The organism is Pseudomonas citronellolis (assembly GCF_029335315.1).
GTDB lineage: Bacteria > Pseudomonadota > Gammaproteobacteria > Pseudomonadales > Pseudomonadaceae > Pseudomonas > Pseudomonas citronellolis_A.
In genome coordinates this window covers 1-20,505 of sequence record NZ_JARJLT010000188.1, presented here as the reverse complement: position 1 = coordinate 20,505, position 20,505 = coordinate 1, and the positions used below count along the sequence as shown (strand labels likewise).

At 69.3% G+C, this 20,505-nt stretch carries 18 protein-coding genes; 9 read left to right on the top strand and 9 right to left on the bottom strand.

Annotated elements, in window-relative coordinates; all coding sequences use genetic code 11:
* The first annotated feature begins 281 nt into the window (after positions 1-281).
* On the top strand, positions 282-659 hold the full coding sequence (locus tag P3W75_RS14785) for an NUDIX hydrolase (protein ID WP_276228112.1): 378 nt from the start codon (positions 282-284) through the stop codon (positions 657-659).
* 18 nt (positions 660-677) lie between these two features.
* Here the strand turns inward: P3W75_RS14785 and P3W75_RS14780 are convergent, their stop codons facing one another.
* From P3W75_RS14780 to P3W75_RS14750, 7 genes are all read right to left on the bottom strand, one after another.
* Positions 678-1,577: a SphA family protein gene (locus tag P3W75_RS14780; RefSeq protein WP_276228111.1), complete on the bottom strand. Its 900-nt coding sequence runs from the start codon at positions 1,575-1,577 to the stop codon at positions 678-680.
* Positions 1,578-1,657: 80 nt separating this feature from the next.
* Positions 1,658-2,719, bottom strand: coding sequence for an NADH:ubiquinone reductase (Na(+)-transporting) subunit F (locus P3W75_RS14775; RefSeq protein ID WP_276228110.1), 1,062 nt, complete (start codon positions 2,717-2,719; stop codon positions 1,658-1,660).
* 11 nt (positions 2,720-2,730) lie between these two features.
* Entirely contained in the window at positions 2,731-3,090 is a 360-nt protein-coding gene (locus tag P3W75_RS14770; RefSeq protein ID WP_276228109.1) for a phenol hydroxylase subunit P4, read from the bottom strand.
* Between the two features lie 76 nt (positions 3,091-3,166).
* A complete protein-coding gene (locus P3W75_RS14765) occupies positions 3,167-4,666 on the bottom strand; it encodes an aromatic/alkene/methane monooxygenase hydroxylase/oxygenase subunit alpha (RefSeq protein WP_276228108.1) in 1,500 nt (499 codons plus the stop codon).
* Between the two features lie 32 nt (positions 4,667-4,698).
* Positions 4,699-4,968, bottom strand: coding sequence for an MmoB/DmpM family protein (locus P3W75_RS14760; protein WP_069865954.1), 270 nt, complete (start codon positions 4,966-4,968; stop codon positions 4,699-4,701).
* Positions 4,965-5,960, bottom strand: a complete 996-nt coding sequence (locus P3W75_RS14755; RefSeq protein ID WP_276228107.1) for an aromatic/alkene monooxygenase hydroxylase subunit beta — start codon at positions 5,958-5,960, stop codon at positions 4,965-4,967. The genes P3W75_RS14760 and P3W75_RS14755 overlap by 4 nt, the downstream gene beginning before the upstream one ends.
* Positions 5,961-6,011: 51 nt before the next feature.
* Positions 6,012-6,263: a phenol hydroxylase subunit gene (locus P3W75_RS14750; protein ID WP_276228106.1), complete on the bottom strand. Its 252-nt coding sequence runs from the start codon at positions 6,261-6,263 to the stop codon at positions 6,012-6,014.
* A gap of 387 nt (positions 6,264-6,650) precedes the next feature.
* Here P3W75_RS14750 and P3W75_RS14745 point away from each other — a divergent pair, with 387 nt between their 5' ends.
* Complete coding sequence (locus tag P3W75_RS14745) at positions 6,651-8,345, top strand: sigma-54-dependent Fis family transcriptional regulator (RefSeq protein WP_276228105.1); 1,695 nt, start codon at positions 6,651-6,653, stop codon at positions 8,343-8,345.
* 166 nt (positions 8,346-8,511) lie between these two features.
* Complete coding sequence (gene catA, locus P3W75_RS14740) at positions 8,512-9,423, top strand: catechol 1,2-dioxygenase (protein WP_276228104.1); 912 nt, start codon at positions 8,512-8,514, stop codon at positions 9,421-9,423.
* A gap of 309 nt (positions 9,424-9,732) precedes the next feature.
* Here catA and P3W75_RS14735 read toward each other — a convergent pair whose 3' ends face one another.
* Positions 9,733-10,770 carry an AraC family transcriptional regulator gene (locus tag P3W75_RS14735; RefSeq protein WP_276228103.1) on the bottom strand — a complete coding sequence of 346 codons (1,038 nt, stop codon included), beginning with the start codon at positions 10,768-10,770 and terminating at the stop codon, positions 9,733-9,735.
* A gap of 10 nt (positions 10,771-10,780) precedes the next feature.
* A complete protein-coding gene (locus P3W75_RS14730) occupies positions 10,781-11,701 on the bottom strand; it encodes a GGDEF domain-containing protein (RefSeq protein WP_276228102.1) in 921 nt (306 codons plus the stop codon).
* 350 nt (positions 11,702-12,051) lie between these two features.
* Between P3W75_RS14730 and P3W75_RS14725 the strand changes: the two genes are divergently transcribed.
* From P3W75_RS14725 to P3W75_RS14700, 6 genes are all read left to right on the top strand, one after another.
* Positions 12,052-14,568, top strand: a complete 2,517-nt coding sequence (locus P3W75_RS14725) for a TonB-dependent receptor (protein ID WP_276228101.1) — start codon at positions 12,052-12,054, stop codon at positions 14,566-14,568.
* 62 nt (positions 14,569-14,630) lie between these two features.
* Complete coding sequence (locus P3W75_RS14720; RefSeq protein WP_276228100.1) at positions 14,631-16,532, top strand: phytase; 1,902 nt, start codon at positions 14,631-14,633, stop codon at positions 16,530-16,532.
* 63 nt (positions 16,533-16,595) lie between these two features.
* Positions 16,596-17,300 carry a protein TolQ gene (gene tolQ / locus P3W75_RS14715; RefSeq protein ID WP_276228099.1) on the top strand — a complete coding sequence of 235 codons (705 nt, stop codon included), beginning with the start codon at positions 16,596-16,598 and terminating at the stop codon, positions 17,298-17,300.
* 12 nt (positions 17,301-17,312) lie between these two features.
* Positions 17,313-17,759: a protein TolR gene (gene tolR, locus P3W75_RS14710; RefSeq protein ID WP_276228098.1), complete on the top strand. Its 447-nt coding sequence runs from the start codon at positions 17,313-17,315 to the stop codon at positions 17,757-17,759.
* Entirely contained in the window at positions 17,756-18,490 is a 735-nt protein-coding gene (locus P3W75_RS14705) for an energy transducer TonB (RefSeq protein WP_276228097.1), read from the top strand. Before tolR ends, P3W75_RS14705 begins: the two co-directional genes overlap by 4 nt.
* A complete protein-coding gene (locus P3W75_RS14700; protein WP_276228096.1) occupies positions 18,487-20,448 on the top strand; it encodes a PhoX family protein in 1,962 nt (653 codons plus the stop codon). The genes P3W75_RS14705 and P3W75_RS14700 overlap by 4 nt, the downstream gene beginning before the upstream one ends.
* Positions 20,449-20,505: the final 57 nt, after the last annotated feature.

The following is a 20,505-nucleotide window of genomic DNA, read 5'->3' as shown; positions in this document are numbered from 1 at the left end:
GCCGCCCTGGCCGGCGCCCTCACCCATTTCCCGCCGGCGAATCGGAAAAGTCCTATCGCCGCCTCCCCACCACATCCCTATCCTGCGCCCCCTGCCGGCCGCGCACCGCCGTTGTGCGCGCCGCCGGCTCCACGCCCAGCGGCTGCGCTCGCAAGCGGCGAAATCGGCGTCTTTGCCACTCGCGACCCTGGCGTCGTTCTTGCTAAGTTTTTGTGACAAATTCATGACAACAGATGTCTGCTATTACAGATATATGCGGCAAGTTGTTGCAGGGGGTGCCCATGGGTAGTGCGATCAAGGAACGAGCGACGGTGATCTGTCGCCAGGACGACAAGATCCTTTTCGTGCGCAAGGCCCGGCGCAAATGGAACCTGCCCGGCGGTCGGATCGAAGCCGACGAGGTGCCGCGCAGCGCCGCCCAGCGCGAGCTGGCGGAGGAAACCGGCCTGCTGGTCGAGGCCCTGGACTACCTCGCGCCGCTGGAGCTGTACCAGACCCTGCACTACGTGTTCGAGGCCGACCTGCCCGACCCGCAGCGCCCGCAGCCGCTCAACGAGATCGCCGACTGCCGCTGGTTCTCGCTCGACGAACTGGATAAGCGCAACGTCAACAAGGCCATCCGTCGCCTGCTCAAGGACTGCCAGCGCCCGCCGCAGTGAGGCGACGGGCGCCCCGGCTCAGAATGGCACGGTCAGTTTCAGCCAATAGGCGTCACCCTGGGCGCGGTTGCGCACCTCGGTTTCCTTCGACCACTTGGCGGTGACGAACCAGCCGCCCGCCCCGCTGTACTTCAGCGACGGGCCGATGGCGAAGCTGCGGCCCTTGTTGTCCTCGATGCGTTCGCCGTCCTGGCGGTCGTTGGTGGTCTGCCGGTAGAAGTAGCCGCCGACACCGGCCACCAGGCCGTTGCCGAAGCCCCAGCCCAGCGCGTAGTCGACGTGGAATTCCTGCCCGGAGCGGTAGTCGGTGTCGGGGTTCTTGCGGTTGAAGTCGTACATCACCTTGGCGTCCAGGTTCGGCCCGTTCGGGTCGACGTAGCTCATCGCGTACACCGGCTCGAACACCCAGTAGTTGCGTCCGGGGTTGGCCAGGTCGTTCTTATCGTAGCGGCCGGTGGGGGCGATCATGTCGAAGGCCAGGATGCTGTGGAACTTGTCGCTGTGGTGGAAGCCCAGCGCCGGGCCGAAGATCACGTCGCCCAGGCCACGGTTGTGCTGCGACAGGCCGTTGAGGTCGACCTTCACGTCCACCAGCGGGACTATCGCGTGCAGCGCGAAGCTGCCGCCGAGCAGTTGGTAGTCGCTCACCCAGATCAGCCGCGGAACGATGGCGTTGGCGCGCACGCGGAAGTCCACCGGCAGCTTGCGACCGTCGTTGCCGCGCAGGTTGTCGGCCTCGTAGTGGTTGACGAACAGCTGGCCGTAGAAGCCCGGCGGCGGCATGGCGCCGGACATGTAGTTCTCCGCGCCCAGCGGGTAGGAGGTGCCGCCGCCCTCGGTGGCGTGGCACAGGTTGGCGGCGCCAAACAGCAGCGCGCAGACGATGAGGCGGAACAGGTTCGCAAGGGTCTGGTGCATGGATTCAACCTTTGTTGTTGTTATCGGTCGGGTGCACGCCGGCCCCCCGCGCGCTGGCGAGGTGCCGGGGAACCGGGGTTTCAGATGCGCTTGAAGAGGGCCGAGCGCTGGCCCTCAGCAGCACCGTCGGCGGCGCTGTAGAAGCGCTCCATGAAGATGTCGCGCTCGAACAGCCGACCCTGCATCAGGCAGGTGACGGCGGCGTCGATCATCGGCGGCGGGCCGCACAGGTAGGCCTTGTGGCCGCCGAAGCGGCCGTCGAAGTGCTGCTTCGCCGCGTCGTGCACGTAGCCGCGGAAGCCGCCCCAGTCGCCGTCCTCGGCGGCCTGGCTGAGCGCCGGCACGTAGGTGAAGTTGGCGTGCCGCGCGGCCAGTTCCTCGAACAGCTCACGGTTGTACAGCTCGGCGCGGGTGCGCGCGCCCTGGAACAGGGTGATGCGCCGGGCGTCGCCCTGCTCCAGCAGTTCGAGGATCATCGACTGCGGGCTGGACAGCCCCGAGCCGCCGGCGACGAAGATCAGGTCGCCGGGCTGCGAGGCGCGCACGAAGAACTGCCCGTAGGGGCCGGAGACGTCCACCGCGTCGCCCTCGCGCAGGCCGTCATGGATGAACCCGGTGGCCGCGCCGCCCTCCACCCGGCGCACATGCAGCTCCACTTCATCGGGGCGGCTCGGCGGGTTGGCCAGGGAGAACGCGCGGGTGCCCTCGATGCCCGGCAGTTGCAGGTTGACGTACTGCCCGGCCTGGAAGGCCATGGGCCGATCCAGCTTCAGGTGCACGCCCTTGATGGTCGGCGACAGGTCGACCAGGCGGCTGACCACGGCGCGATAGTCGCGCACCGGGTGGCCGGCGAAGTCGGGGTCGACGTCGATGTCGGCCTCGATCACCAGATCGCTCTGCGGGATGGCGCAGCAGGCCAGGACCTTGCCCTCGTCGCGCTCCATGTCCATCAGCGCGAAGGACGAGGCGGCGCCCAGGTCCACTTCGCCTTCCAGCAGCTGGCACTTGCAGGTGGCGCAGGTGCCGTGGCCGCAGGCGAACGGCAGCCACACGCCCTGGCGCAGCGCGGCCTGGAGGATGGTCTGGCCCTCCTCCACTTCGATCTGCTCGCCGGTGGGTTCGATGGTGACTTGGTAGCTCATGGCGGCGCTCCTCAGTTGCGGCTGCCGCCCAGGCCTTCGAGGCCGGGGGTGTGCAGGTGCAGCAGGCTCTTGTGGGCGACGCCGTTGGCGGCCAGGCCGCGCGCCGGGTCGGGCGTGAAGGGGGCGTCGTCGAGCAGCCAGCGGGCGGCGGCGAAGTCCACCTGCGCGGCATCCGGGTGCAGGGCGATGGCCGGCTTGACCACCTGTTCGACGAACTCGCCGAAGGGCAGCGCCGGGTCCACCGGCAGGGTGAAGGGTGCGCAGAACAGCAGGTGGTTTTCCCAGCACAGGTAGACCAGCTGGGCGCCGTGGAAGTTGGCCTGGCGGTCCAGGGGCTGGGCGGTGTAGGTGCCGATGGCGGTCACGGGCATGGCGGTGTTCCTCTTGTTCTTGTGGGGGCGCTTTGGTGTCGCGGCATGGGGCGCAGCGCGCTGCGCCCGGCGTGGATCAGCCGGCCTTCTGCGCCTGCCAGCGTTGCTGTTCGGGGGAGCCCTGGTACTCGAAGTTGTCCTGGCCGGGGGCGATGTTGTAGTAGTCGCGCACCACCGCCTCGACGTCGCCGCCACCGCAGTTGCCCTGGAGGATCTGGTGCACCGGCAGCCAGGCCTGCACGTACTTCTCCGGCTCGAAGGCGAAGATGTCGCAGCAGCCGTCAGAGCAGAAGTGGTAGCGCTCGCCCTCGTGCACCAGGCTGCGGTGGCTCAGCCGCGTGGCGTCGTCCGGCTCGGTGAAGGACAGCGGGATCTGGCAGATCTGGCAGAGCATCGGCAGCGTCGGGTTGTAGAAGCGCTCGCCGCGCGCCTGCAGTTCGCGCCAGTGCTCGTAGCGCGGGCGGTAGTACTTGTCGAAGGTCTCCGGGTACTTGGCCGAGAGCCAGTCCAGCTCCTCGTCGGTGGGAATCCAGGTGTGGAAGTTGGTGGCCTGGCTGTACTGGTAGAAGATCGACCAGGCCTGGTGGCTGATGTGCTCCTTGCCGATGGTGGTCTGCTCGACGTACTTCGGCGGGCGGATGCCGTAGCGCTCCAGGTCCTTGAACAGCGCGCCACCGGCCTGCTCGAAATACACCTCCCAGGCCTCGGCCCAGGACATGACTTTGTTCGGCAGCATGTAGTCCATCATCATCCCGACCAGGGTCAGCAGGCGGTAGCCGCGCCAGAACCACTTGTCGATCCAGCGCTGGACGATGGGCACGTTGTCCTCGTGCTGCTCCAGCAGGAACTTGATCACTTCAAGACCCAGGGTCATGTGCCGCGCCTCGTCGGACTGCGCCGAGAAGCCGAAGGTGACCGTGGCCATGTCGCCGTTGTAGGCGGCGCCGGACATGAAGGGCACGAACAGCAGGTTGGTCAGCACGTACTCGAAGGAGAACGAGATGGCCGTGAGGAACTCGAACGGGCCGGCGGTGCGGGCGTCCTCGAAGAACGACTTGGGCACCGAGAGGAACCACACGCGGTCGTGCATGTGGGCGAAGTCGTGCAGGCCGTTGAAGTGCTTGTTGTAGTGGCTCATCGCGTGCACCTGGGTCTGCACGTGGCGCAGCTCGTCGATCGCCTGCATCTGGCAGGCGACCCGCGCGCCGGCGCCGCCGAAGTGCCGGCCGACCCGCGCGAAGCCCTGGTAGGCCTGGTATTCCAGGGGCGTGACGCCGCACAGGAACAGCTTCAGGGCATTGACGTAGCGGGCGTCGGAGATGTTCTGGTGGCCGTTGTTCTGGGCGAAGGCGTCGAAGATCGCGTAGAGCTTCTTCTCCTTCTCGGCCTGGTATTTCCAGTAGGCGTCCATGGTCAGGCGGAAGGGGTCTTCCCACTTGTCCCAGTCGGTGATTTTGATGCCCTCGAAGCGCTCGTAGGGGTAGATGTCTTCCTTGCTCTGGTAGCTCGGCTCCCAGCCGAGGTCGCGGGTCAGGCAGCGGTACTTGTCTTTCTGGTTCAGGCGTTTGGCGGCCATGGTCGGTCTCCGGATTCTTGTCGTTGTGCGGATCAGTTCCAGTGCAGGGCGAAGCGGTCTTCGTCTTCCTCGACGTTGCCGCCGAGGGTGATCACGTCGATCAGCATTTCCTGCACGTCCCACTCGCGGCCGAGCTTCTCCTCCACCGTGGCGCGGTGGATGTCCAGGCGCCCTTCGGCCTGCACGCGGATCATCGCCGGCTGGTGCTGGACCTCGGCGTGGGGGTTGTCCTGGACGATGGCCTCGACGATGTAGCGGGCGGCGTCGTTGTCCTGGAAGGCGATGTAGACGAGGGAAGTCATGCTGCTGCTCCGTTGAGGCCGAGTTTCTTCAGGCGCGCGCCGAAGGCGGCGTCGATGCTGTCCAGGGCCTCGCGACCGGGGCCGATCTCGGCCAGCGGCGCCAGGGCCTGGAGGGCGCGGGGGCGCCACTGGGCGACCCAGCCCTCTACCTGCGCGCGGTTCTCCTCGCTCTCGGCGACCACGGTCTTCACCAGCGCGTCGACCCAGCGCTGGCTCTCGGCGAACCACAGGCGCATGAACTCGGTGAGCATGCCCACCTGCCCCGCCCCGGCGGCCACCAACTGCGCGTCGAAGCGTTCGAACAGCAGCGGGTAGAGCAGGCCGTCGCTGACCAGGTTCTGCGCCAGCGTCAGCTCGAACCAGTCGCGCACCACCAGGCTGTCTTCCACGTAGCGGCGCAGGCCCTGCCAGGCATCGTCGGCAAGCCAGCGTTGCTTGGCCTCGGCGAGCAGCGCCAGGCCGTCGTCCTCCAGCAGCAGGCCGATGCGCGACAGGTACTGGGCGATGGCCAGGCGGTCCATGGCCTGGAACATGTGCATCTGGGTGACGCTGGTGCCGAAGGCGTCGGCGGCGATGCCGCTGTTGTTCATGTTCGCGCCCAGTTCGGCGTGGCGCAGCGGCAGCAGAAGCTGGGCGATCAGCGCACGGATTTCCGGACTGAGCCCGGCGAGCAGTTCGCGCTTCTCGCAGAAGGCGAAGTCGTGCTCGGCGTTTTCCTGCATCCGCGCCCGGGCCTGCACGTAGGCGCCGTAGTAGTACTGGCGCGGGTCGCTGACGGCGTACCAGTCGGCCATGCGCACGGCGGTGCGGCTCGGGTCGTTGAGCAGCTTGTCGGGCTGCCACAGCGGGCGGTAGTGGAAGTTGCTGGCCGCCTCGATGTCGAAGCTGGCCTCCTGGTAGCGGCTGGCGGGTTTATCGCCGAAGCGCCGGCGGGTGTGGCTGAAGGTCTGGCGGATCGGCTCGACCGTGGCGGTCTTGATCTCGATGCTCATGCAAGGCGTCCCGTAGTTGTTGTTGTGGGCTGCGGCGCGCGGGAAGGCGCGTCAGTCGTCCTGGCCACGGCTCTCGCCGTAGCGCCATTTCGCCATGTCGGCGTCGACGGCGGCGGCCATCTGCGCGTCCATGTGCTGTACCCGGTTGCTCTGGCAGAAGCCGGCGAAGGCCGCGCGCGGCAGCACCAGTTCGACGAACAGGTCCGGGTAGCCGATGGCGAAGTCGAACTCGACGAAGGCCGCGTCCGGTTCGCTGCGGACCCGTACATAGCGGGGCATCTGGTCGAAGGGGGTGGCGTTCATGCTCGGGCTCCCGGTGGGTTCGAGGAGGCTTGAGCAACCGCTGTGCCAGGGCCTGGATTCGCCCTTTCGAAACAAAATAACCAATTGAATTTGAACGTTATTTTTTCGATCACTGGAGGCGTGGGATTCAGCATTCGCCGGCGCGACGAAGGGCCCGGCGCGGGGCCGATTGATCATTTGCTCAATCGCCGGACGGCCACTGGAGCAAATGGCGAACGTCGGGCGGCGGATTGACTTTTCCCCCGCCTTCAGGCGATTTGGAATAAGAGCGACGACCCGGCCCTTGCCTGCCAACCCTGCCGAGGTCGTCCCCGGCGCGAGCCACCCCGCCATGGCCTGGACGGGGCGCGCCGCCACCCCGCACAACTACAAATCAGGGGCGCGACGATGATTACCCAGTACAAGGCGCCGGACCCCGCTCCGGCGCTCAAGGACCTCACCGAGCGGGTTCGCTTCCTCGGCACCGAGGGCAAGATCTGGCTCGACGAGCAGCGCATGCTGCTGATCCAGGCGGCGACCATGGCGAGCATGCGCCGCGAGCTGATCGAGATGCTCGGCGTCGAGCGCGCCAAGGGTTTCTTCCTGCGCCTGGGCTACCAGTCCGGCCTGAAGGACGCGGAGCTGGCGCGCAAGCTGCGCCCGCAGGGCAACCCGGTGGAGATGTTCTTCATCGGCCCGCAGCTGCATTCGCTCAAGGGCATGGTCAAGGTGCGCCCGCTGCAGCTGGAGATCGACCTCGACAGCGGCCACTTCTACGCCGACATCGAATGGCAGGACAGCTTCGAGGTGGAGAACTGCCAGGCCGAGAACCTGCACTCCGAGCAGCCGGTGTGCTGGATGCTGCTGGGCTACGCGATCAGCTACAGCTCGTTCTTCCTCGGCCGCCAGGTGCTCTACAAGGAGGTCAGCTGCCGCGGCTGCGGCGGCGCCGAGTGCCGCATCATCGGCAAGCCGGTGGAGCAATGGGACGACGCCGAGGAGTTCCTCCGCTACTTCCAGAGCGACCCGATCATCGACGAACTTCAGGCCCTGCAGGTGCAGGTGGCGAACATGCGCCAGCGCCTGCAGTTGCAGGCCGGGCAGTTCTACGGCATCGGCGCGGCGCCGGCCTACAAGCGCTGCTGCGCGCTGATCGACAAGGTCGCGCCGGGCAAGGCCTCGGTGCTGCTGCTGGGCGAGACCGGCACCGGCAAGGAAGTCATCGCCCGCAGCCTGCACCTGCGCAGCGAGCGCGCCGGCAGCCCCTTCGTGGCGCTGAACTGCGCGACCATCCCGCCGGATCTGATCGAGGCCGAGCTGTTCGGCGTCGAGAAAGGCGCCTACACCGGCGCCCAGCAGTCGCGCATGGGCCGCTTCGAACGGGCCAACGGCGGCACCCTGTTCCTCGACGAGATCGTCGAGCTGACCCCGCGCGCCCAGGCCAGCCTGCTGCGCGTGCTGCAGGAGGAGGAGCTGGAGCGGGTCGGCGACAGCCGCACGCGGCAGGTCAACGTGCGGGTCATCGCGGCCACCCACGAGGACCTGGAGCAGGCGGTGAAACAGGGGCGTTTCCGCGCCGACCTGTTCTACCGGCTGAACGTCTTCCCGGTGCGCATCCCCGCGCTGCGCGAACGCCGCGAGGACATCCCGCTGCTGATCGAGCACTTCCTCGCGCGCCTCCACGAAAGCTACGCGAAGAAGACCCTGGGCCTCAGCGACCGCGCCCTGGAGGCGTGCCTGCAATACGACTGGCCGGGCAACGTGCGCGAGCTGGAGAACCTCATGGAGCGCGGCGTGATCATCACCGACGAGCACCAGAGCATCGGCCTCGACGCGCTCTTCCCGCACGCTCCGGCGCAGGCCGAGAGCATCGGCCTGGCCAGCGACGGGCGCCTGGTGAGCGGCGCGACGCCGGGCTGGATCGGGCAGATCATCGACACCGGGGTCAGCCTCGACGCGGTGGAGGAAGCGCTGATGCAGGAAGCCATGGCGCGCTGCGGGCAGAACGTCTCCGAAGCCGCGCGCCTGCTCGGCATGACCCGCCCGGCGCTGGCCTACCGGCTGAAGAAGGCGCCGGGCGAAGGCGTCCCCGGCAAGGCTTGAGCATTTGCGCAAAGGCGCCGGGGCGGCTTGATCATTTGCTCGATCGATCCGCCCTCGTCTTTTCACTCTCAAGATTTAAATCCTTGATAATCAATGTGTTGAAGGACTGGCATCGCATTTGCCTGGGTCAGCCTGAACAACCACAACAACAACCAGGGTGAAACCGATGTCCGTGAAGATTTCCCAGACTGCCGAGGTCCAGCGCTTCTTCGAGGAGGCCGCCGGCCTGCGTAACGACCAGGGCAACCCGCGCCTGAAACGCATCCTGCTGCGCGTGCTGCAGGACACCGCGAAGCTGATCGAGGACCTGGAACTCAGCGACGACGAATTCTGGACCGCCGTCGACTACCTGAACCGCCTCGGCGGGCGCGGCGAGGCCGGGCTGCTGGTGGCCGGCCTGGGCGTCGAGCACTTCCTCGACCTGCTCAACGACGCCCGCGACGAGCAGGCCGGCACCACCGGCGGCACCCCGCGCACCATCGAGGGCCCGCTGTACGTGGCCGGCGCGCCGCTCAGCGACGGCGAGGCGCGGCTGGACGACGGCAGCGACGCCGGCACGCCGATGCGCCTCGACGGCCGCGTGCTGGACCTCGACGGCCGGCCCATCGCCGGCGCCACCGTCGACGTCTGGCACGCCAACACCCAGGGCATGTACTCCTACTTCGACAAGAGCCAGAGCGAGTACAACCTGCGCCGGCGCATCCGCACCGACGCCGAGGGCCGCTACCGCGCCCGCAGCATCGTGCCCAGCGGCTACGGCTGCCCGCCCGACGGCCCGACCCAGGAATGCCTGAACCATCTCGGCCGCCACGGCCAGCGCCCGGCGCACATCCACTTCTTCATCTCGGCGCCCGGCTACCGGCACCTGACCACGCAGATCAACCTGTCCGGCGACGACTACCTGTGGGATGACTTCGCCTACGCCACCCGCGACGGCCTGATCGGCGAGGTGAAGTTCGTCGAGGACGGCGGCCGTGTGGCCGAGATCACCTTCGACTTCCAGCTGCAGAAGGCCGCCAGCGGCGACGACGAACAGCGCAGCCAGCGGCCGCGCGCGTTGCAGGTGCCGGGCGCCTGACCACCGCGGGGAGGCACCCGTAGGGCGCATAACGCCTACGGCGTTATCCGCCGTCGCCGTTGCCGCCGGGCATCGGTGCGCTGGTCGGCGGCGGATAACCGCGAACGGTTCCCGTGCCGGGGACCATCGTAGGAGCGCGCCATGCGCGCGAATCGCGGGCATGGCCCGCTCCTACGGGGAGGCACCTCAAACCCCACGGGGCATCGGTGCGCCGGCCAACGGCGGATAACCGCGAACGGCTCCCGTGCCGGGAACCGTCGTAGGAGCGCGCCATGCGCGCGATTCGCGGGCGGGGCCCGTCGGGCCGCGTCAGGCGTCGGGCTGCAGGTCGCGGATGGCGCTCGGCACCAGCCCGGTCCAGCGCTTGAACGAGCGGCGGAAGTTGGTGGTGTCGGTGAAGCGCAGGTACTGCGCCACCTCCTCGTTGCTGCAGCCGCGCGACCAGTACAGATACAGCGCCACATGCTTGCGCACTTCGTCGTGCAGCGCCTGGAAGTGGGTGTCGTGTTTCTGCAGCTTGCGCTTGCAGGTCGCCGGGCTGCTGCCCAGGCGCGCCGCCAGTTGCTCCAGGCCCAGCGGGTCGTGGGCCTCGCGTTGCAGCAGGCGGTACAGGTGCTCCAGGAAGCCTTCGCGCAGGCCCAGCGCCTCGCGTTCGCGCAAGGCGTCGCGCTGCGCCGCCTGGCCGGCGGTGGCCGCGGCGCGGGGCCAGGGTTTCACCAGGTATTCGCGGGGGATCAGCATGGCGTCGACGTGGCTGTCGAACTGCAAGTGCAGGCCGAGATGCGCCTGGTACTGCTCCAGGTAGCCGGGCCGCGCGTGGGCGAACAGGTAGCGCCACGGCAGGTGTTCGCCGGCCAGCCAGCGGCACAGCGCGGTCACCGCCGTCATGCTGCTTTCCACCAGGAAGCGGCGGGTGCCGCCGAGGCCGCAGGCGTCCACCCAGTACAGGCAGGCGTAGCGCTCTTCCAGCAGCAGGCGCGGCGCCAGCAGCGGGCAGAAGCGCGCGCGGTGGGCCAGCAGCAGGTCCAGCGATTCCTGCAGGTTGCCGGCCAGGCTCAGGGCGCTGCTCGCCGCGCCTTGGTGGCCGGGCAGCAGGCGCTGGCCGAAGAGGAAGCTGGTGTCGTCGCCGGGCAGCGACTGCCGGCAGTTGTCCAGCAGCCGCAGGAACTGCTCCGGGCTGATCAGCCGCTGGCCGTCGAGGATGTCCTCGTAGAACAGCCCGGTGCCGCGCAGCAGGCGGTGGCTGTCGAGGCCGCGGCTGAGCGCCAGGTCGATCAGGCAGGCCGGCTGGTGGTGCGCCGGGATGAAGCGCTGGTCGCGCTCGTAGTAGCCGAGGGTGCTATGCATGCCGCCGGCCTCAGGCGCTGTTGGCCAGGCGCGGCAGCTGCTTGGCCCGCGCCATGGCCAGGTTGAGACGCTCCAGCAGCCCGTCCACGCTCTCCTCGCGGGCCATGCAGGCCACCGCGCTGAGGCTCAGGCGCAGGCTCTCGCCCTGCGGCACGCTCTTGTGCGCGTAGCTGCGCACCGCCGCTTCCAGCTCGCCGGCGATACGCCAGGCCTGGGCCTCGCCGGTGCCCGGCAGGAGGGCCACGAAGCGGTCGCCGGCGAGGCGGCAGAGCAGGTCGGAGTGACGCAGGTTGAGCAGCAGCAGCTGGCTCACCGACTGCAACGCGCGGTCGCCTTCGGCGTGGCCGTGGTCGCGGTTGAACAGGGCGAAGTCGTCCAGGTCCACCAGCACCAGGGAAAACGCCTGCTCCTGTTCGGCGGCGCGGCGCTGTTCCAATTCGATCTGCCGGCGCAGGTAGGCGGCGCCGTTGAGCGGGGTCAGGCGGTCGTGGTGCAGGTGCTCGCGGAACAGCCGCTCGCGCTTGCTCAGCTGCTGGGTCAGGGCCTGCTGTTCCTGGCTCCAGTGGTACAGGCCGTAGGTGATCAGCAGCAGGCCGATGGGCATCGGCACCGACTCCAGCCAGTGGTCCCAGTCGATGTCGGTGGGCAGCTGGATGAATTCGTCGAGGGCGTCCATCCACATGGAGAAGAACACCGCGCCCAGGCCCAGGGTCAGCAGCGTGGTGACGCGCCCGGCCGGGCGGTGCGCCAGCACCAGGCAGACCCAGCAGAACGCCAGCAGCGAGGAACCGCCCTCGCCCACCACGTCCAGCCAGTCGATGCGCGCCCAGGGCTTGAGGTCGCCGACCGCCAGGTACAGCAGCAGGCCGCAGTTGGCCAGCACCACCAGGGCCAGGAGTTTGAGGCGGTGCAGCTTGAGCAGGTTGGTCATGGCGCGGCTTCCCTTGTGCGTGGACGGGCGCCAGCCAAACAGGTCCGCGTGATGCTTTGATGACAGGCCCCGGGGGTCGGATCGGCTCAGCGCGGATGCCGCCGGCGCCGGAAAAAAGCCCGCGCGGCAGCCCCTGGCGACCACGCCACGGGGCCTGCGCCGGGGCGTGAGCCGAGCGCACCGGGTCGATTGGGCTCAAATGCCCCGGCTAACCCCGGCGAAACCCCGTATTCCGGGGCTTTGCGCGGCGCGCTGTCACCGAACCGTCATCCCCCCTGCCTAGCTTCCGCCCCCAGTTGACCGGGCCGTCTTGGCCCATCGGGGAAATTGGCTCAAGGGGGAATTGCGCCGTGTTCGTCATCAAGCAGTCGCGGAACGTCCATCCGCTGTTCAAGGTCAGCGCCCTGGCGCTGGCCATCGCCACCGCGCCATCGGCCTGGGCCGACGACGCCAGCGCCGCAGCCGGCGAAAGCATCACTGTGTACGGCCAGGCCGACAGCCTGGACAAGGCCCTGCAACAGCAGCGCCGTTCCGACAGCGTCGAGAGCGTGGTGCACGCCGACAGCATCGGCCAACTGCCGGACAGCAACGCCGCCGAAGCGCTGCAACGGGTGCCGGGCACTTCCATCGAGCGCGACCAGGGCGAAGGCCGCTTCGTCCGGGTGCGCGGCCTGGGCCCGGACCTCAACGCCGTGACCATCAACGGCACCCTGGTGCCCTCGCCCGAGGCCGGCCGCCGCGCCGTGGCCCTGGACGTGCTGCCCAGCGAACTGATCCAGTCGCTGTCGGTGATCAAGACGCTGACCCCGGACATGGACGCCAACTCCCTGGGCGGCACCATCGCGGTGGAGAGCCTGTCGGCCTTCGACCACGACGGCCTGTTCTACACCGGCACCGCGCAGAGCAGCTACGACGAGAACACCCACCGCTTCAGCCCGAAATACTCCGGCGCCGCCAGCCAGCGCTTCAGCCTCGGCGACGGCATCGACAACTTCGGCGTGGCCGCCGCGCTCAGCTGGCAGAACCGCAAGTTCGGTTCCGACAACGTCGAGACCGGCGGCGACTGGGACTTCGACGACGGCGCCAAGCTCGGCAGCATGGAGCAGCGCGACTACGCCATCGAGCGCGAGCGCAGCGGCGGCGCGCTGAACTTCGACTACCGCCCGGACGACGACAGCAAGTACTGGCTGCGCACCCTCTACAGCCGCTTCAAGGACAGCGAAACGCGGCAGTCGACCAAGATCACCTTCGAGGACGCCCTGGCCGAAGGCGAGAGCGGCGACGTCTCGGTGGAGCGCCGGCTCAAGCAGCGCGAGGAAACCCAGACCATCCAGTCCTACGTGTTCGGCGGCGAGCAGCGGCGCGGCGACTGGACCCTGAGCAGCCAGGTCGGCTGGAGCAAGTCCGACGAGGACAGCCCCGGCCACATCGACCCGGCGGTGTACGACGGCGGCACCCTCAGCGGCGGCTGGTACGACAGCGAGAAGCCGCGCCTGGACCTCGATTCCGCCTTCTACGACCCGTCCAACTACAGCCTGAAGAGCGTGAAGTGGGGCGAGTCCTATACCTCCGACCGGGAGAAGAACATCCGCCTGGACCTGGCCCGCGACTACGACCTGGCCGGCAACCCCTCGACCTTCAAGTTCGGCGGCAAGCTCAGCCGCCGCACCAAGGACAACGACGAGGACATCTGGAACTACAAGAAGCTCGCCAGCGCCGGCCTCACGGCCGACCAGCTGAACCTGGCCAACGCCCTCGACGGCAAGGTGCACTACAGCCTGGAGCAGTTCGGCCAGGGCATCTCCGGCAGCACCGTGAAAGGCCTGATCGGCGGCCTCGACCGTAGCCAGTACTACGACGAGGAAGCCTCGACCATCAACGACTTCCGCATGCACGAGGACATCGACGCCGGCTACTTCATGAACACCGTCGACGTCGGCGACTGGCGCTTCATCGCCGGCCTGCGCTACGAAGGCACGCACTTCGAGGCCAAGGGCACCGGGGTGGACGACGGCGAGTTCCAGGGCATCGAGCGCAAGCGCGACTACCACAACTGGCTGCCCGGCCTGCACCTGCGCTACCAGCTCGACGATGACACGCAGATCCGCGCCGCCTGGACCAACAGCGTGGTGCGCCCGACCTTCGAGCAGCTGGCGCCCGGCTACAGCATCGACGGCGACGAGGCCGAGTTCGGCAACCCGGACCTCGCCGCGCTGCGCTCGCACAACCTGGACCTGGCCATCGAGCGCTACCTGGGCCGCGCCAGCGTGGTCTCCGCCTCGCTGTTCTACAAGGACATCAAGAACTTCGTCTACAACACCGACCTGGCCGGCAGCGGCCGCTGGGCCGACTTCGACGAGGCGCTGACCTTCGCCAACGGCGACACGGCCAAGGTCTACGGCCTGGAGCTGGCCTGGTCGCAGAAGATGATCATGCTGCCGGCGCCCTGGGACGGCCTGCTGCTGGGCGCCAACGGCACCTTCAGCCACTCGCGGGCGAAGATCAGCGACGCCGACGGCAACAGCCGCAACGTCTCGCTGCCCAGCCAGTCCGACGTCACCGGCAACTTCATGGTCGGCTACGAGAAGGACGGCCTGAACCTGCGCCTGAGCGCCAACTACAAGTCCGATTACCTCTACGAGATCGGCAAGGTCAACGACAAGCGCTACGACAGCCGGGTGGACGACCAGACCCAGTTCGACTTCAGCGCGCGCTACTCGCTGACCGACAACCTGCAGGTGTTCTTCAACGCCGAGAACCTCACCGACGAGCCCTACTACATCTACGCCGGGCACCGTCAGTACAACTACCAGTACGAAGAGTACGGCCGCACCTTCACCCTCGGCATGACCTTCACCCACTTCTGAGGCCCCGCGCGCCGGGCCTCCGGCGCGTCCCGCTGGCCACCACGCAAGGAACGACGCCTTCCATGAACCACCGTTTCCCGCTCCGCTCCGTCCCGGCCCTGCTGCTGGGCCTGGCCTGCGTCGCCCAGGCCGCCGACCCCACCGCGCTGCAGGCCTGGCCGAGCGAGGCCAAGGCGCAGGCCGTGGCCTGGCTGCCGAAGCTGGCCAACGGCGCCGAACTGGCCGCCGCCAGCAAGCGCGACGGCCTGCTCCTGCTCGACGCCCAGGGCCAGGAGCGCGCCCGCCTGGCCGGGCGCTTCGAAAGCCTCGACGCGCGCCCCTGGCAAGGCGGCGCGCTGCTCGCCAGCTTCGACCGCGAGCGCGAGCAGCCGCTGCTGCAACTGGTCACCCGCGACGGCACCTGGGGCGCCTCGCTGCGCCTGCCGCGCGCCGGCTTCGCGGTGAACGGCCAGTGCCTGTACCGCGACGAGGCCAGCAACCTCTACCTGTTCCTGGTCGGTGAAGACGGCCAGGGCGAGCAGTGGCTGGTGGGCCACGGCGCCGCCCTCGCCCGCGAAGCGCGCAAGGTACGCCGCCTGGCGCTGCCGCCGAGCGCCGAGCAGTGCCGTGGCGACGACGCCGACGGCACCCTCTACGTCGACGAGGCCGGCATCGGCCTGTGGGCCTACGGCGCGCACCCGGAGGCCGACGGCAGCCGCGTGCCGGTCGACCTGAAGCAACCCTATGGCCACCTCAACGGCTCGGTGGCCGGCCTGGCCGTGGTGCCCGGCGGCCTGCTGGCCCTGGACAAGGGCCCGACCCTGCAGCGCTACCAGCGCCAGGGCGAAGGCTGGAAACGCCTCGACGCGCTGCCGCTGGACGGCCCGAAGAAGGCCGAGCAACTGGCCGCGCGCGAGCAGGACGGCATGCTGCAGGTACTGCTCCAGGACGACGCCAGCGGCCGCTACTACCAGGGCCGGGTCGACGCCCTACCGCCCGCCGCGGCGGTGGCACCCACGCTGCCCAGCGTGCTGCCGGCGGCGCAGACCGAATCCATGGCGCGCCACGGCGACGCCGCCGACGACCCGGCGATCTGGGTCAACCCGCGCGACCCCAGGGCCAGCCGCGTGCTCGGCACCAACAAGCAGGAAGGCCTGGTGGTCTTCGACCTGGCCGGCAAGCAGTTGCAGAGCCTCGACGCCGGCCTGGTGAACAACGTCGACCTGCGCTACGGCTTCGACTTCGGCGGGCGCAAGGTCGACCTGGCGGTGGCCAGCAACCGCAGCGACAACAGCCTGACGCTATTCGCCATCGAACCGAAAAGCGGCAAGGTCAGCGAAATCGGCCGGGTACCCACCGGCCTCGACGAGGTCTACGGCATCTGCCTGTATTCGCCGCGAGCCGGCGACATCCAGGCCTTCGTCAACGACAAGGACGGGCGCTTCCAGCAGTACCGCCTGAGCGCGCCCAAGGGCGTGGTGAAGGGCGAGCTGCTGCGCGAGTTCCGCGTCGCCAGCCAACCCGAGGGCTGCGTCGCCGATGACCGACAGCGGCGCCTGTTCCTCGGCGAGGAAGACGTGGCGGTGTGGACCCTCGGCGCCGACCCGGACGCCCCGGGCGAGCCGCAGCAGGTGCTGGCCGTGGGCGAGGCGCTGCACGCCGACGTCGAGGGCCTGGCCCTCTACCACGGCGCCAAGGCCAGCTACCTGCTGGTGTCCAGCCAGGGCAACGACAGCTACCTGGTGCTCGACGCCCAGGCCCCCTACCGCCTGCGCGGCGCCTTCCGCGTCGGCCTCAACGCCGCCGCCGGCATCGACGGCAGCAGCGAGACCGACGGCATCGAAGCCACCTCGGCGAACCTCGGCGGCGCCTTCGCCGACGGCATGTTCGTCGTCCAGGACGGCCGCAAGCGCCTGCCCGAGGGCACACAGAACTTCAAGTACGTGCCCTGGGCGGAAATCGCCCGCGCCCTCGACCTCGACTGAAGCACCCGGCGCCCCCACGGGCGCCGGCACCACCGCAGCGACACCGCCGAACCGGAGCAAGCCATGCAAGCCACCCTCGAACACACCACGATCTGGAGCCTCATCAGCAGCGCCAGCCCCCTCGCCCAGGCCGTCCTGGCGCTCCTGCTGCTGGCCTCGCTGGCCAGCTGGTACGTGATCGTCCAGCGCAGCCTGCTGATGGGCGCCGCGCGGCGCCGGCTGAACGCCTTCGAAGCGCGCTTCCGCGAAAGCCCCGACCTGCTGAAACTGTCCCGCGAGCTGGGCGAGCCGGGCGAAGATGCCGGCATCGAGCGGCTGTTCCAGGCCGGCTACCAGGAATTCCTGCACCTGCGCGAGGAACCCGGCATCGACCCGCAGATGCTCATCGAAGGCAGCGAACGGGCCATGCGCGTGGTCGTTGCCCAGGAGGAGGAACGCCTGAACAGCGGCCTGCCGTTCCTCGCCACGGTCGGCTCCACCAGCCCCTACATCGGCCTGTTCGGCACCGTCTGGGGGATCATGAACGCCTTCATCGGCCTCTCCGGCGTGCAGCAGGCGACTCTTTCCAGCGTCGCCCCGGGCATCGCCGAGGCCCTGGTGGCCACCGCCGTCGGCCTGTTCGCGGCGATCCCCGCGGTGATGGCCTACAACCGCTTCGCCGCCGGCTCCGAGCACCTGCTGGGCCGCTACTGCGCCTTCGCCGAACAGCTCCAGGCCCTGCTCAACCGCCGCGCCCACGCCGCGCCCAGCCTGGCCACGGCGGCCTGACGGAGGCCCTCGATGCAACGCATCCGCAGCAAGCACAAACCCAAGGCCGAAATGAACGTGGTGCCCTACATCGACGTGATGCTGGTGCTGCTGGTGATCTTCATGGTCACCGCGCCGATGATCCAGCAGGGCGTCAAGGTGGAGCTGCCCAAGGTGGCCAGCGAGGCGCTGCCCAGCGCCAGCGACACGCCGGTGCTGACCCTCACCGTGCAGGCCGACGGCGCCTACCACTGGAACCTCGGCAACGCCGTCGACACCGAGCACCGCACCGACGGCGCGGGCAGCCTCGCCGAACTCACCGGCAAGCTCGCCGCGCTGGTGGCCGCGCGCGCCGACACCCAGGTGCTGATCCGCGCCGACCAGGCGGTGGACTACGGCAAGGTGATCGCCGCCATGGCCGCGCTGCAGCAAGGCGGGGTGAGCAACGTCGGGCTGATTACCGAGGCGCCGCAATCGTGAACAAGCGCGCCCTGCCCGCCGGCGTGACCCTCGGCCTGCACGCCCTGGCCGTGGCCGGCCTGTACCTCGGTTTCCAGCCCGAGGCGCCACAGGCCGCCGCGCCCAGGGTGCTGCATACCACGCTGGTCAGCCTGCCGAAAGCGCCGCCGCCACCGCTCGCGCAGCCGGCCCCGCCGCCGCCCGCGCCAGCGCCACCCGCCGTCGAACCGCCGGCGCCCACACCGCAACCCGAGCAGGCGCAACTGGCCAAGCGCCGCGTCGAACAGCGTCAGCGCGAAGAACAACAGCGGCGCCAGCGTGAGGAACAAAAGCGCGAGACCGAACACCAACTGGCGCTGCAACAGGAACGTCAACTGCGCGAGCAAGAATCCCAGGCGCGGGCCGAACGCCAGCACCAGGCCGACGCCGCCAGCGCCGCCAAGGCCGCCGCCGAAGCCCTGGCCGCCCAGGACTACCAGCCGCTGCAGAAGAAGGCCCCGGCCTACCCCGACAGCGCCCTGGACCGCCGCCTGGAGGGCGACTGCACGGTGGAATACACCGTCACCCCGAGCGGCGCGGTCAGCGCGCCCAGGGTGGTCGCCGGGCACTGCGCGCATTCGGTGTTCGAGGGCCCCTCGCTGCGCGCCGCCGCGCAGTTCCGCTACCAGCCGCGGCTGGTCGACGGCCGCGCGGTGGCGGTGGCCAACGTGCGCAACACTTTCCACTACCGGATTCGAGAGGCGAACCGATGACCCCGGAACACCCGGACTTCCACGCCCACCTGGCGTCCTTCGACGACCAGGTGATCAACCCCTCCCGCGCGCCGAGCCTGGGCGAGATCGTCGACCTGCGCCGCCGCGCGCTGCTCAAGGGCGGCCTGGCCGCCGCCGCGCTGGGCTTCCTCGGCGGCGGCCTCGGCGTGCCCCGCGTGTTCGCCGCCGGCAGCCCGGCGCTGCTCGGCTTCAGCGGCGTGCCGGTGCAGCGGGACCCGCGCTTCGACCGCGTGCTGGTCGCCCCCGGCTACACGGCGCGGCCGTTCTTCTCCTGGGGCGACCCGGTGGTGACCGGCGCCCCGGCCTGGCGCGGCGACGCCGGCGAGGACTGGCGCGCCCAGGAGCTGCAGGCCGGCGACAACCACGACGGCATGCACTACTTCGGCTTCCCCGACGCGCCCGATGGCCACGGCCTGCTGGTGATCAACCACGAATACGTGAACCCGACGCTGCACCCCAACGGCCAGACCTTCACCAGCAACCCCGACGGCAGCCGTGGCCGCCCGCAAGGCGAGGTGCGCAAGGAAATCGCCGCCCACGGCCTGAGCGTCATCGAGGTGAAGAAAGACGCCGCCGGCCACTGGCAGCGCGTCGAAGGCTCGCGCTACAACCGCCGCGTCACCGGCAGCACGCCGATGCAGCTGAGCGGCCCGCTGGCCGGGCACCCGCACCTGCGCACCGTCAGCGACCCCAGCGGCAGCCAGGTGCTGGGCACGCTGAACAACTGCTCGATGGGCGTCACGCCCTGGGGCACCTACCTGGCCTGCGAGGAGAACTGGCACCAGTACTTCGTCAACCGCGACCCGGCCGACTACGCCAGGCGCGTCTCGCACAAGCGCTACGGCATCTCCAACGGCGCCAGCAGCAACTACTACGCCTGGGAGTCGGTGGAGCCGCGCTTCGATGCCACGCCCAGGCCCGGCCAGCCGCACCTGGGCCACGTCAACGAGCCGCACCGCTTCGGCTGGGTGGTGGAGATCGACCCCTTCGACCCAACGTCCACGCCGAAGAAGCGCACCGCCGTCGGCCGCTTCTGCCGCGAGTGCTCGACCCTGTCGCTGGGCGCCGACAACCGCATGGCCTTCTACTACGGCGACGACACCAGGGGCGAGTACATCTACAAGTTCGTGCCCAGCGGCCGCTACGACCCGCACAACCCCAAGGCCAACCGCGACCTGCTGGACGAAGGCACCCTCTACGTGGCGCGCTTCGACGCCGACGGCAGCGGCGCCTGGCTGCCGCTGGTGCACGGCCAGGGCGGGCTGGACGCCGAGCACGGCTTCCCCAGCCAGGCCGAGGTGCTGCTCAACGCCCGCGCCGCCGCCGACCGCCTCGGCGCCACGCCGATGGACCGCCCCGAGTGGGTGGCGGCGCACTCGCTGACCCGCGAGGTCTACGTCACCCTGACCAACAACGACAAGCGCGGCGACAAGCAGCCGGTGGACGCCGCCAACCCGCGCGCGCAGAACCTGCACGGGCAGATCCTGCGCTGGAACGAGGCCGGCGGCGATCCCACCGCCACCCGCTTCACCTGGGAAATCTTCCTGCTCGCCGGCGAGGCGAAGGACAGCGGCGCGGCGCAGCACCTCACCGGGACCATCAACGGCGATATCTTCTCCTCGCCGGACGGCCTGTACTTCGACGCCGGCGGGCGCCTGTGGATCGAGACCGACTTCGACGACGACCAGCCGGCGATGCAGGCCATGGGCTGCAACCAGCTGCTCTGCGCCGACCCGGCCAGCCGCGAGGTCCGCCGCTTCCTGGTCGGCCCGCGCGGCTGCGAGCTGACCGGCATCACCCAGACCCCGGATGGCCGCACCCTGTGGGTCAACATCCAGCACCCGGGCCTCAGCTTCCCGGCCAGCGACGGCACGAGCATCCCGCGCTCCACCACGCTGGTGATCACCAAGGACGATGGCGGCGTCATCGGCACCTGAGGCCCGCCCCGGCAATCCTCGCCCTTGGTATTTGTAGGAGAAACTGTCCTGCGTACG

Coding starts and splice junctions, on each gene's coding strand:
- P3W75_RS14720 (WP_276228100.1), top strand. CDS start 14,631: ATGAACCACCGTTTCCCGCTCCGCTCCGTCCCGGCCCTGCTGCTGGGC.
- tolQ (WP_276228099.1), top strand. CDS start 16,596: ATGCAAGCCACCCTCGAACACACCACGATCTGGAGCCTCATCAGCAGC.
- P3W75_RS14700 (WP_276228096.1), top strand. CDS start 18,487: ATGACCCCGGAACACCCGGACTTCCACGCCCACCTGGCGTCCTTCGAC.
- P3W75_RS14735 (WP_276228103.1), bottom strand. CDS start 10,770: ATGCATAGCACCCTCGGCTACTACGAGCGCGACCAGCGCTTCATCCCG.
- P3W75_RS14730 (WP_276228102.1), bottom strand. CDS start 11,701: ATGACCAACCTGCTCAAGCTGCACCGCCTCAAACTCCTGGCCCTGGTG.
- P3W75_RS14760 (WP_069865954.1), bottom strand. CDS start 4,968: ATGACTTCCCTCGTCTACATCGCCTTCCAGGACAACGACGCCGCCCGC.
- P3W75_RS14765 (WP_276228108.1), bottom strand. CDS start 4,666: ATGGCCGCCAAACGCCTGAACCAGAAAGACAAGTACCGCTGCCTGACC.
- catA (WP_276228104.1), top strand. CDS start 8,512: ATGTCCGTGAAGATTTCCCAGACTGCCGAGGTCCAGCGCTTCTTCGAG.
- P3W75_RS14745 (WP_276228105.1), top strand. CDS start 6,651: ATGATTACCCAGTACAAGGCGCCGGACCCCGCTCCGGCGCTCAAGGAC.
- P3W75_RS14780 (WP_276228111.1), bottom strand. CDS start 1,577: ATGCACCAGACCCTTGCGAACCTGTTCCGCCTCATCGTCTGCGCGCTG.
- P3W75_RS14755 (WP_276228107.1), bottom strand. CDS start 5,960: ATGAGCATCGAGATCAAGACCGCCACGGTCGAGCCGATCCGCCAGACC.
- P3W75_RS14770 (WP_276228109.1), bottom strand. CDS start 3,090: ATGCCCGTGACCGCCATCGGCACCTACACCGCCCAGCCCCTGGACCGC.
- P3W75_RS14750 (WP_276228106.1), bottom strand. CDS start 6,263: ATGAACGCCACCCCCTTCGACCAGATGCCCCGCTATGTACGGGTCCGC.
- tolR (WP_276228098.1), top strand. CDS start 17,313: ATGCAACGCATCCGCAGCAAGCACAAACCCAAGGCCGAAATGAACGTG.
- P3W75_RS14785 (WP_276228112.1), top strand. CDS start 282: ATGGGTAGTGCGATCAAGGAACGAGCGACGGTGATCTGTCGCCAGGAC.
- P3W75_RS14775 (WP_276228110.1), bottom strand. CDS start 2,719: ATGAGCTACCAAGTCACCATCGAACCCACCGGCGAGCAGATCGAAGTG.